10 protein-coding genes and 3 pseudogenes are annotated in these 12059 nt (G+C 39.6%); 11 read left to right on the forward strand and 2 right to left on the reverse strand.

Annotation, left to right across the window (positions count from 1 at the left end):
- Together ACH0AB_RS11185 and ACH0AB_RS11190 are read left to right on the forward strand one after the other, a co-directional pair.
- Positions 1-312: zinc-binding dehydrogenase (locus tag ACH0AB_RS11185; protein WP_406878200.1), on the forward strand; the 312-nt coding region annotated here is incomplete at its 5' end.
- Between the two features lie 20 nt (positions 313-332).
- Positions 333-617 (forward strand): putative quinol monooxygenase, encoded by a 285-nt coding sequence (locus ACH0AB_RS11190; protein ID WP_406878201.1) that lies wholly within the window; start codon positions 333-335, stop codon positions 615-617.
- On the opposite strand, the pseudogene ACH0AB_RS11195 reads toward ACH0AB_RS11190, so the two are convergent.
- A pseudogene (locus tag ACH0AB_RS11195) lies at positions 607-879 on the reverse strand (recombination directionality factor); the annotation flags it as partial. The gene ACH0AB_RS11190 and the pseudogene ACH0AB_RS11195 sit on opposite strands and share 11 nt — an antisense overlap.
- 49 nt (positions 880-928) lie before the next feature.
- Positions 929-2091 (reverse strand): IS3 family transposase gene (locus tag ACH0AB_RS11200; protein ID WP_406878202.1). Its coding sequence is split into 2 segments (ribosomal slippage): positions 929-1818 and positions 1818-2091, totalling 1164 coding nucleotides; the frame shifts between segments, so codons are not numbered across the junction.
- A 79-nt stretch (positions 2092-2170) separates the two neighbouring features.
- Between ACH0AB_RS11200 and ACH0AB_RS11205 the strand changes: the two are divergent.
- The 9 genes and pseudogenes from ACH0AB_RS11205 to ACH0AB_RS11245 form a co-directional block, all read left to right on the forward strand.
- Positions 2171-3421: pseudogene (locus ACH0AB_RS11205) on the forward strand (KAP family P-loop NTPase fold protein); the annotation flags it as partial.
- 20 nt (positions 3422-3441) lie between these two features.
- Entirely contained in the window at positions 3442-4194 is a 753-nt protein-coding gene (locus ACH0AB_RS11210) for a hypothetical protein (RefSeq protein ID WP_065253171.1), read from the forward strand.
- The gene (gene qatC, locus ACH0AB_RS11215; protein ID WP_406878203.1) at positions 4187-5512 is read left to right on the forward strand and encodes a Qat anti-phage system QueC-like protein QatC; all 1326 of its coding nucleotides are present in this window, start codon (positions 4187-4189) and stop codon (positions 5510-5512) included. The genes ACH0AB_RS11210 and qatC overlap by 8 nt, the downstream gene beginning before the upstream one ends.
- Positions 5512-6255, forward strand: a complete 744-nt coding sequence (gene qatD / locus ACH0AB_RS11220; protein ID WP_201666679.1) for a Qat anti-phage system TatD family nuclease QatD — start codon at positions 5512-5514, stop codon at positions 6253-6255. Before qatC ends, qatD begins: the two co-directional genes overlap by 1 nt.
- Positions 6256-6502: 247 nt before the next feature.
- Positions 6503-6844: a helix-turn-helix domain-containing protein gene (locus ACH0AB_RS11225; protein WP_065253168.1), complete on the forward strand. Its 342-nt coding sequence runs from the start codon at positions 6503-6505 to the stop codon at positions 6842-6844.
- Positions 6845-7662: 818 nt separating this feature from the next.
- Positions 7663-8787, forward strand: a complete 1125-nt coding sequence (locus ACH0AB_RS11230; RefSeq protein ID WP_060994964.1) for an AOC03_06830 family ribosome hibernation factor — start codon at positions 7663-7665, stop codon at positions 8785-8787.
- 65 nt (positions 8788-8852) lie between these two features.
- Positions 8853-10595, forward strand: coding sequence for an alpha/beta-hydrolase family protein (locus ACH0AB_RS11235; protein ID WP_060994965.1), 1743 nt, complete (start codon positions 8853-8855; stop codon positions 10593-10595).
- A 23-nt stretch (positions 10596-10618) separates the two neighbouring features.
- Entirely contained in the window at positions 10619-11806 is a 1188-nt protein-coding gene (gene nhaA, locus ACH0AB_RS11240; protein ID WP_036604826.1) for a Na+/H+ antiporter NhaA, read from the forward strand.
- An 88-nt stretch (positions 11807-11894) separates the two neighbouring features.
- A pseudogene (locus ACH0AB_RS11245) lies at positions 11895-11993 on the forward strand (calcium/sodium antiporter); the annotation flags it as partial.
- Positions 11994-12059: the final 66 nt, after the last annotated feature.

Raw genomic sequence — 12059 nt, forward strand, 5'->3', positions numbered from 1 at the left:
GTTTCTCTGATTGCACCACAAGGTAAGCTTGGATTGATCGATGATCCACAAACCTTTGATATTATGCCGTTTAAGACCAAATCTATTTCTATCCATTGGGAGTTGATGTTCACCCGTTCAATGTATGAAACCGATGATATTGAAAAGCAAGGTGTACTGTTGCAACAGGTTGCCCAATTAGTTGACCAGCAAAAAATTACAAGTACCCTCAACCAAAATCTAGGCAATATTAACGCTGCAAACTTGGAGAAAGCACATAAATTGCTTGAATCAGGTAAGTCAAAAGGCAAAATTGTACTAGAAAACTTCTAAAACAAATTCAAGGTGAAATAATGACTATTTCAATAATTGCGAACTTTAAGGCAAAGTCAGATCAAAAAGAAACGTTGGAAGCGCTTTTAAAAAGTGTAATAGAGCCTACGCTTCAAGAAGAAGGGTGCTTGAAATATGAGCTTTATATTAGCGAAAATGACTCGAGTAAATATTTCTTCTTAGAAGAATGGCGTAGCAGGGAGGATTTAGATATCCATATGGCCTCTGATTATATTCAAAGTTTATTTGGTAATATCCAATCACTCATTGAATCAAGTGATATTGTAGAAATCAAAAAAATATAGCCTTCTTGCTCTGTTCATCAATTTGCTTGGCCTGAGTAATGATATCATTCAGGCCAATACACTCCCGTAAAGTTAGATCCACGTAATACACAGGTTGGCGATAGCTTTGTGTGGTGCTTTTGCCTCCTAAAGTGAGTTGCAATGGTAGGCACGACATTAAGCCTCCTGAAGCGACACAGTAGTAACTCAATCGTGCAGCCAAGGTTCGAATACTATTAAAGCCAGGGGTTCTAAAGATGAAGGTCCTAAATTCATGAGCCTTTCCCCGAAAATGTGTAACTAAGGTACTCCCCAATGTCTAGACCAAATAATCATAAAATTAAGATAGAATTGGGTTGATAAAGCACAGGATTAACCGAACTATTGTTTAAATAAACCTGTGCAGGGGTATGGTAATCAAGCGACTGATGCAACCGCTCATGATTGTAAAACTCGAAATATTCTTTCAAACCAACTCTGGCTTGACTGACTGTATCAAACTGGCGTAAATACACGCATTCGTACTTTACTGACCGCCAAAGCCGTTCTACAAAGATATTATCCAACGCCCTGCCACGACCGTCCATGCTTACAGCAATGCCCGAATCAATCAGCGGCGTGGTAAATCTTGGGCTGGTAAACTGCGAGCCTTGATCCGTATTAAAAATCTCACAGCGTAGACCATTGTGCAGTAATTTGCCCACCGTATCAATGCAGAAATCTGCTTCAAGTGTCGTTGATAGCGACCAGTCTAAAACGTAACGGCTGTACCAATCAATCACCGCCATCAAATACACAAAGCCCTTAGACAGGCGGATGTAAGTGATGTCCGTACTCCATACCTGATTACAGCGGATAATGGGCACATTCCTAAGCAAATACGGGTAAACTCGATGCTCAGGGTTAGGCTTACTCGTGTTAGGATGCTGATAGATGGCGTCTAATCCCATTTGCCGTAGTAATCGCCTAACTCGCTTTTGTCCTACTGGATGACCCAATTGCCTTAAATGAGCAGTCATACGCTTTACCCCGTAAAATGGGGTTTTGGTATATTGTTCGTCAAGTAGGTTCATTAAGGTGATATCAAGCTTACTGATGGGCTTTGGCTGATAATACAGACTTGAGCGGTTAATACCAAGTAGTTCACATTGCTTACGAGTACTGAAATCCTTATTGTCAGGCTCTAGCAGTTGTTTACGAGAATCTAAGCGAGCTGTGAGGACTTTTTTTTAAGCCAGTCTCTCTCACTAATGACTTGCCCCAGTTGCCGATGCAGTTCATCGATAGTGGCTTGCTGGGCTTGTTCGTTATCTTGCTGTTTGGTGTTAAAGGCACTTGGTATGACAGCCAAGGCTTGCTTTTTCCAGTTGCTGATTTGGGTGGCATGTACGCCATATTCTGCGGTTAATTCGTTGATTGTCTTTTGCTCTTTAATAGCTTCAACGGCAACTTTACTTTTAAATTCAGCATTGTGACGCTTACGAACTTTTGTCATTAGATAGACCTCTTTTCTTAAGGGCTATTCTATCTTATTTGCTGCAATTTTTTGGTCTAGTTTTCGGGGAGTATTATAATCTGCACCAAAGGAAATCGCTGCACTAAAAACAGAACTTGAAGAACTTTTAACAGAGTTCAACAAAAAAATTATTGTATTTGTTGATAATTTAGATCGTTGTTTGCCAAAACAAACTATTCAGACATTGGAATCTTTACGCTTATTTTTATTCATGAAAAATACAGCATTCGTTATTGCTGCAGATGAAGACATGGTAAGACATGCCGTTAAAGAGCATTTTAATGGCATTGATGAAAAGCATGTTACCGATTATTTGGATAAATTGATTCAATTTCCTGTCAAAGTCCCAAAAATAAGTACTAGAGAGGTAAGGGCTTATCTATTCCTACTGTATGCTTCAATTCACCCTATCTATGGTCAGCAACAAGAAAAACTGGAAAATCTAAGAGAGGGATTGGAGAAAAATTTACGCCTTTCGTGGAAAGAAGAGCCAATTAGTGTAAACGATGCACTTGAGCTTTTAGATAGTGCTGCTCCAACTGTGCAAAATCTTTTAACGGACTTTAATGTAGCAGATCGTATCGCTCCTTTGTTAGCTTCTTCAAAAAATGTTGAAGGTAATCCACGTATTGTTAAACGAATGCTCAACGTCATTAGTATGCGAAATATGGTTGCTAGTGCACGTCAAATGCCCATAGATTTAAAACTCATTGCGAAAATGGCATTATTTGAGCGATGCTGTGACTCTAAAGCAGTTTCAACCTTATACAATGAGATAAATGCGACGGCCGATGGTAAACCAGAAATTTTTGAAAAACTTGAATTATCAAAAGAAGATTTTGAGCAATTTGAGAAATTATTACCTAGTGAGTGGGATAAGTATAAATGGTTTATTTTTGATTGGATAAATTTAGAACCAACATTGTCTAATAGAGATTTACGCCCATTAGTTTATTTAAGTAAAGAAACTGTACCATTAAGGGTTATTTCTAAAGGGTTATCAGAACCTGCAACGCAAGCTTTTAATTTGTTACTGCGTACAAATAATGTCTCCTCACGTGCCGCTCTACAAGTTATTAACTTGATTCCTAATGGCGAAGAAGTAAAAGTGATGGGGCTAATATTAGATGAATTGCGTAAGCATTCGAATTGGACTCAAAAACCAAATGGCTATGCAGGGGTGTTCTTATTAGCTAGACAAATGGAAGAAACTAGAACTCAATTTAAAGCATTTTTCTCGGAAGTAATGCCTATACCAAAACCTTGGTTCAAAACCTCAGTGAAAGATGAATCCTGGTTCAACAACTAATTTCATGGAGTGACAAACTTATGGGAACATCAACTTCCAGTAAAGGAACGAATGGTCAATCACCGTTAGTACCTTCATGGGCTAATGAAGATAACCAGCCATTACCGAGTATTGATAGAAATTTAACGGGGTTTAGAGGTGAGCTAGGCAAAGCTGCGGCAGGTAAGTCAGGAAATCATCTTAAGAAAGCTATTGGTCATTATGCAAAACATGCGACTGGTGGCAGAAATGTGGGTCCAAAACGTTATCAGAAAATGATTAAGGCGGGCGGTGGCTTATTTGATGTATTTAAGAACATTCAAGCTGGCAACGATTACTTAGGTTTGATATTGTCTGATTTGAATGGCCAACCAATCGATATTGTCATTGATAAAATCATTGAAATAATCCTAGAAGTTGATGGTGATGCTGAAAGAATCAGAGCAAGTTTAAATCAGTCCTTATCAAAATGTTTAGATGGTGTAGATGAATTCGATGCTAGTCAAATTTCTGATGACTTGATTATTGATTTAATGCTTAATTACACCTCAGAATACTTATTTGAAGAAATTATGCTAGATTCCAGAACATCGTTTGACAAGGCAGATACGCCAGAGAAATTTCTTGAACTAGAAAATGATTTACATGCTCTGATTGAATCTTGTGTAGATAAACATATGAGTGAACAGCTAAAAGAAAACAAAGATACACTAACCCGCAATGACATTGAAACCATCCAACAAACCGCACTTAAAGAGATTTGGACCGAGTGGGAGGACTATCTAAATGATTGAACTATATTTTGAGACTGACCTCACTAGATTACCTAATATGTCAAGCAATGTATTACCAGTCCGGATGTTTGGCAAATCTGCACTGGAAGGTATGTACAACAGTATTGGCGGAGCTGCTTTACAAGAATTCAGAAGATTACAAGAACAGCCTGACGAAACAGCTTTTGACTTAATGATGTTATCGTTAGCAGTTACTGCCGCTGATACTTTTGTTGAACGAAACACAAGAGCAGAAGATGCTTGGTGTCGTCAATTTAAGGTTCATCTACCTTTACTAGAACCAGATTTGTGGCAACAACAAAGATCATTACTTCAAGAAACTTTACATTTTCTCAGCGGTGACTTATGGGATTTTGAATTTAGTCAAAGTGATTTTCAAATACCAAGTAAGATAACGCATCGACGAGCTCGAAAAATACACATCGATAATCATGACTCGGTTTGTTTATTCTCTGGCGGTCTTGACAGTATGATTGGAGCTGTAGATTTAAAAGAGCAAGGCAAGAAACCTGTACTAGTCAGCCATGCTTATCCAAAAGATAGGGAAAAACAGGATGATGTTTATAACAAACTTCGCCTTACTAATGCTAAATTTCAAGTCGTCGCAAACCCAAGAAAAGTAAAAGAAATCCCAGTCGATGTACAAATGAGAACACGGAGTTTTAACTTTATTGCATTTGGAGCATTGATTGCTACTGCGTTATCAAAAAACCACTATAATAATCAAACCGTTAACCTTTATATCCCAGAAAATGGGCTTATTTCGATCAATCCACCATTAACAGCTCGACGAATTGGTTCATTGAGTACAAGAACAACCCATCCCTTTTTTTTAGGAAAGTTGAACGAGTTGTTTGTCAATATTGGTCTGCCTGTTAAGCTATTGAACCCTTACCAGTTTAAAACAAAGGGTGAGATGATAGTAGACTGCCAAAATCAGACTTTACTGAAAAAAGTTGCCGTTGATACAGTTTCCTGTGGTAAATGGAAACGCTCAGGTACTCAATGCGGCAGATGTGTGCCATGCTTGATTAGGCGAGCTTCTTTTAATGCAGCCACTTATAATGATACTACACCATACCAATTCCCAATTTTAAACGATGTCATCAAGAACCCTAATAATAGAGACGATTTGATGTCTATGATTGTCGCTATTCGGAATTTAGAAAATGCTTCGAATAAAAATATTTGGGTGGCAAGGTCTGGTTCATTACCATTGGAGAAAACTGAACGTCAGAGCATTATCGATACTGTTTTAAGGGGAATGGGTGAAGTGAAAAATTATTTACAAACTCAAAATTTGGATGTAACTGTCTAATGTACCCATTGATTGATCTGCATTGCCATTTGGATTTATATGAAAATTCGCATAAAGTCGCTTCTTTATGCGATGCTTCAAGTTATATCTTATCAGTCACGACAACACCTAAAGCATGGTTCGGTACAAAGGAACTTGCAGAAAACCATCAAAGAATTCAAACAGCTCTTGGTTTGCATCCACAGATAGCTCATGAACGTAGTGAAGAACTAGATTTATTTGACCTATTAGTGGACGACACAAAATATATAGGTGAAATAGGATTAGATGGCTCGCGCTCACTAAAACAATTTCAACCGATTCAACAGAAAGTTTTTGAGCATATTGTTATACAATCGAATAAGTCTACTCCTAAAATTTTAACCATTCATAGTCTTCAGGCTGTGGATAGCGTACTTGACTGTTTAAAAAATCATTTTTCGAATGGCGTACCTGTTCTACACTGGTACACAGGAAATGAAATTCAATTAAACAGAGCGATAGCTAATGGCTGTTGGTTTTCAGTAAATCAAAGGATGCTTTCAACCAACAAAGGAAAACAGCTCGTCAGCAGAATTCCCAAAAACCGCATTATCACTGAAACGGATGGCCCATTTGTTAAGAGTAAAAATCAGCCAATTTTGCCTGGCGAAGTTATGCCAGTAATCGATAGTTTATCTAAGCTTTGGAATGAACCAAGAGAGCAAGTTATTGCTAGAGTTTTCGAGAATTTTAAAAACCTGATAAGGCAAGTGACTTGGTGAACAACAATAAATCCCAAAAAATATTTTTAATTTTACCATTTATGTAGAAATACTTCAAAAATCGTTAAAAAGGGTGTCCAACTTTCGGGGTTCAGATCAAAATAAGTGGGCACTATCTCGTATTTTTTAGAATGGTGGTAGATGGGATGGTCGGACGCTTACACTGATTGTGATGTCTTACTTCTATGCAAAAAATGAACAAGAAAATATTTTGGCAAGTGAGCTTCAAAAGCTAAAAGGATAACTGATGAAAACAAATTTTCCTAAAGACTTCGATGTTGAAGCAGCGGTTCAAGCGATTATTGATGATGAACCTGATTTGATAGCAGAGCGAGACAATTTGATTGAAGCATTAAACCAAACCAAAGCAGGTATCTTTGCACGTACGACAGAAATATCAGATACGGCTCAAGTCCGCCGTAAAGCAGGTTTATCGCAAAGTCAATTTGCCAAAGCCTTAGGTATTTCTGTCAATACGTTAAAATCTTGGGAGCAAGGTCAGCATAAACCGAGTGGCTCAGCGCAAGTCTTACTTAAATTATTAGGCAAAAAACCTGAGTTAATTGATGAGATTGCTCATTTTGCATAGTACTTGAGCCCTTCTATTAAACACCTTTTAGTGAGTGTAATCGAAAGTTTCTTATAAGCTCTGTTTAAAGATGTGTTGAACGCTGATTTATAGATAGGTTAATTTACAAAAATAGGCATAAACTTAAGAAAATAAGAAACTCTATGAAAACATCTGTTTTCCGTAGGCTAGTTCTATTATCACGCGAATCTATAATGGTATAATACTCGCCAAAATTCCTTAGCGTGCAATATGACCCGAATTCTCAGATAACCCCTGGTTAAAGTGTGGCTTGTTTTTTTACACTCTACCTTATTCGATATCAGCAAAGAATTAGGGAAATATAGTCACAGAAACATAAAAGTGATACAAGGCAGGCGAACGAAACTGTACAAATAGTACTGTGAGTGAGCCTAACGCCGTAGCACTTTCTGTCTTCGAAGACTATAGCAGTCTAGCCGCTTTCGGATAAGCCAAGGCCACGTTTGTGAGTGCATTTATATCTACCCTTTGACCCAAAATTTTGTTTCTAGACATTAAGTTAGTTATAAATGGCAGATTAGGTATGAGACCATTATCGTTTATCCCAGTCTAGAACTTTTGAAATCTACGTCTTTTATAATACTCGTTTTTATTGTTCAAACGATGCTAACTATAACATTGCCATATATAAGCGATACAACATTTTACTTTTAATTCTTATTATGATTGATATAATCAAATTTTAGCTTAAATATGAAAAATAAATTCTATATTTTGCTATATTTAGAAATATATTTTCTTATTATTTTTTGTTTTTGATATTTATTTTTTATTTAATTTTAAAATGGAAGTTACACATGAATAACATCAATTTAAAAGAAACTTTTAAAACATTGCGTGGGCAAACAGGTAATCCAGCGGTTAGCGTATTTATTCCGACCCACCGTACTTTCCCAGACAATGAGCAAGACGCAATTGCCCTAAAAAACCAACTTAAAATCGTCGAAGAACGTGTCACCAATGAATACGACAAGCGTGTTGCTGCAAGTGTGATGGAAAAAATCCATGCCCAAACCGATGAGCTTGACCATAACTATAACTTAGATACGCTGGCTGTGTTTGCCACGCCTGAATCTGCTCAAGTGGTGCGTTTGCCCTTTGATGCCGCTGAGCGAGTCATCATTGGTGAAAAGTTTGCGACCCGTGACCTCATGCGTAACTTATCAGAAGGGGTTGGCTATTATGTGTTGGTAGTTACGCCTGAAAAAGCCCGTCTGATTGAAGGCGTGAATAATCGTCTGGTTAAAGAAATTAAAGGCGGTAGCGAACGTCAACAAACAATGAGCGAGTTGACCTTCCCTATTAACAACTCAACGCTACCCAACAACAGTAAAGCAGACCGTACAGGCTCATCAGACGATGATATGTACTTAAAAGAGTTCTTTAACCGTGTTGATAAAAGCTTGCAAGAGCTTTATAACAAATCACCACTACCTGTGATTTTGGTGGGTGATAGCCACAATATTGGTTTTTATGAAAAAGTGTGCGACCGCCCTGATATGATTATTGGTAAAGTCGATAATTTAACATATCTGAACGACAGCAAGCCAGAGGACATTATTGCTGGCGTTCAAGACATCGTTGAGCAAAAGCGTCAGACTCGTTACGAAACTGCCAAAGGCGACCTTGAAAAAGCTCGTAATGAAAAGATGGTGCGTACTGATTTGCAACAAATCTATCGCTCGGCGTTTGAAGGCAATGCGGTAACGCTATTGGTTCGTCAAGGTCATAGTGTGCCTGCGAAGATTGATGAGAAAGCACAGACCCTACAAGTCCAAGATGATGCTACTGCTGAGGGTGTAACCGATGATGCGGTTAGTGAAATCATTGAATTGGTTAGCCATAACGGTGGTGAGGTGGTATTTGTACCCACTGAGCAAATGGATGAAAAGGAGCCGATTGCGTTGATTACTCGTTACTAATCGTCGAATCGTTTACAATGAAGGGTAGGACAATGGTCTTACCCTTTTTTTATTGAGTAAAATAGATGAATAATACGCATTTGGTCGCTCAATGGCTACAGCGACAGATTAAAGATAGTTCAGCAGTTGGGTTAATGCTGGGTTTTTTTTGTCTATATGTGTCCTATGTACCAATGTTGTTGCCACGGGTCTGGTGGTTGCAGGCAATCAGTGGTGGCATTAACGCTATCGTTGGTTATGCGTTTGGAATGCTGTTGGGTCTTATAGGGTATTGGTTACAGCGTTTATTAAAAAACTCCAATCATCAATCAGCTATCAACCACCTAAATATCTTACCAATAATGACGATGGTATTAGGATTTTTAGGTGCGATTGGTTTTGCTTTTTATCATTACCAGATTACTGCCAAGATTGCCCAACAGGTCCAGATAACACCGCCGTCATTGCTTAATGTCAGCGGGGCTATGCTCTTAAGTCTATTGCTTTGGGGGTTGGTCGTGTTTATCGCTCGCTTGATAAAGCAATTGGTGTTGATGGGGGTAGAACGTGGCTTTCCACAGTTTTCTACTACCACAAAAATGAGTATGAAGGCAGGGGCTTTTTTACTACTGATTGTCGGATTGGTTACGTTAAGTCGAGATTATATCTGGCACAAAGTTGTCGAGAAAGTCGCCTATAGTGCCATGCAGCTTGATACCTCTGAACCCGATACCCTATCAGCCCCATTCTCACGGTATAAATCAGGGTTTGATAGTGGGCAAACGGGGCATAGTAATAAAGAAAAACCTGCCCAACAGTGGCAGGAGTTGGGGCATTTTGGACAACGCTTTGTCTCGCTTGGGGCGTCGCAGAAGGATATTAGCTTGCTGACAGGATTGCCTGCCAAAGAGCCGATTCGGGTATTCGTTGGTTTGAATCGTCAAGAACCTGATAAAGCGTTGTTAGAAAAAATGGTGCAGACCGCCCTTGATGAGATGGATAGAACGCAGGCGTTTACCCGCCGCTATATCGTGATACAAGGGGCTACAGGACGGGGCTGGATTGAAGAGTACAGCAGTCAGGCGGTTGAGTATTTGACCCAAGGCGATGTGGCAACGGTGGCGATTCAATACTCGTATTTACCCAGTCAATTTTCGTTTTTGTTGAATGGTGAGCTTGCCACGTTTGCCAATAGCGAGTTGATAAATGCCGTCAAACAACGTCTTGAGCAAATGCCGATTGATAAACGCCCTAAACTATTGCTTGCAGGAGAGTCGTTAGGGGCGTATGCCAGTCAATCGCTTTTTAACAATTATGATGATGTCATTAATCGTATTGATGGGGCGGTGTGGGTGGGAACGCCAAGATTTAGCCCACTATGGCAACAACTGGTGGCGAATCGGAATAAAGGTTCGACAGAAGCCTTGCCTATTATTCACAGCGGACAACATGTGCGATTTATGGATAATCCTGCCTCATTAAAACAACTGACAAATGATTGGCAGTCACCACGAATTGTATTTTTGCAGTATGCGACAGACCCTATCGTGTGGTGGTCGTCCAAGATGCTATGGCAAGCACCTGACTGGATGGCAGAACCCAAGGGTCGAGGGGTTAGTCATTTACCTAGATGGTTGCCTGTGTTAAGTTTTTGGGAATTATCTCTGGATATGCCAGCGTCTAACCAAACGCCTGCAGGATTTGGTCATATTTATGAAGATGATATCGTGTATGCGTGGGCGGCGGTACTCGATAATTCACAAGTTGACCCTAAGCAAGTGGCAGAAAGAATTGAACAGCGAATAGCATTCACAAAAGAGAATAAATAGCTATTTTTATATTAGGAGGGTCTATGAGTAATTTTCAGCAAACGCTTAAGCGGTTTTTTGCGATGGATGCAGCGGCTGGTATTGTTTTAGCCATCGCTGCACTACTGGCAATGATTGTTGCCAATTCGCCATTGCAAGAAAGCTATGAGCATTTATTGCATTTTCCGATTGCGATAAGTTTTGGTGATTTCGTGGTGAAACACCATTTGCTTCATTGGATTAATGATGGGTTAATGGCAGTGTTTTTCTTTTTAGTGGGGCTTGAGCTTAAACGTGAAATGATGGTAGGGGAATTGTCCAACCCACGCAACATCATTTTACCTGCACTCGCTGCCATGGGTGGCATGGTGTTTCCTGCCTTAATTTATTTGATGTTTAACTACCAAAACCCTGATTTTGCTAAGGGTTGGGCGATTCCTGCGGCCACGGATATCGCCTTTGCGTTGGGGGTATTAACCTTACTGGGTAGCCGAGTGCCGCTGTCGCTTAAAGTGTTTTTAACCTCAATTGCGATTTTCGATGATATTGGGGCGATTTTAATCATTGCTTTGTTTTATTCCAGTGGGTTAAACCTAGCCGCCTTAGGGGTTGCCGCTTTAACGCTTGCAGTATTGTTTATCATGAATCGTTTTAATGTCACTCGTATTTCTGCGTATGTCATTATTGGATTGGTGTTATGGGTGGCGATGCTTGAATCGGGTATTCATGCCACGATTGCTGGGGTATTGCTGGCGATGTTTATCCCAATGACTGATTCGGCAAACCCTAAAATCTCACCGTTAAAAGAACTTGAGCATGATTTGCATCATACAGTGAGCTTTTTGATTTTGCCCGTATTTGCCTTTGCCAATGCAGGGATCCATTTTGGGGGAGCGGAAGGAGGCTTTATGGCGTCACTCACCCACCCTGTGTCATTGGGCATTATCATGGGATTGCTAGTCGGTAAAATGCTGGGTGTGATGTTATTTAGTTGGCTTGGGGTTAAGCTAAAGCTCGCCAATCTGCCACAAGGCATGAACTGGGGTCAAGTAATTGGTGTCGCTGCCCTATGTGGCATTGGATTTACCATGAGTTTATTTATCGGGAGCTTGGCGTTCGCAGGATTGGAGATTAAACCGTTTGATGAGCGATTAGGGATTGTCATGGGTTCAGTTTTAGCAGGCATTATCGGTTATTTTTATCTGAATAAGACATTGCCAAAACAAGCCTAGCCTTTAACTATCCTATACCTAAAATGCGTTTTTATCATTGATAGCGGTAAAAACGCATTTTTTAATTGAATAGCAAAGTGAGTTTTTTATGTTGATTGCGATTGTGGCATTTTTAGTGGGGCTAGCTATACTGGTGTGGAGTGCCAACGTGTTTATTGATGGGGCAACGGATTTGGCCGTCAAGTTGATGCGTTAAAAGAAATCGGCTGTGAGCGAATTTTTGAAGACAAAGCATCAGGCAGTAATTCCCAAC

Source organism: Moraxella sp. 179-F 1C4 NHS (genome assembly GCF_045370505.1).
Classification (GTDB): domain Bacteria; phylum Pseudomonadota; class Gammaproteobacteria; order Pseudomonadales; family Moraxellaceae; genus Faucicola; species Faucicola tetraodonis.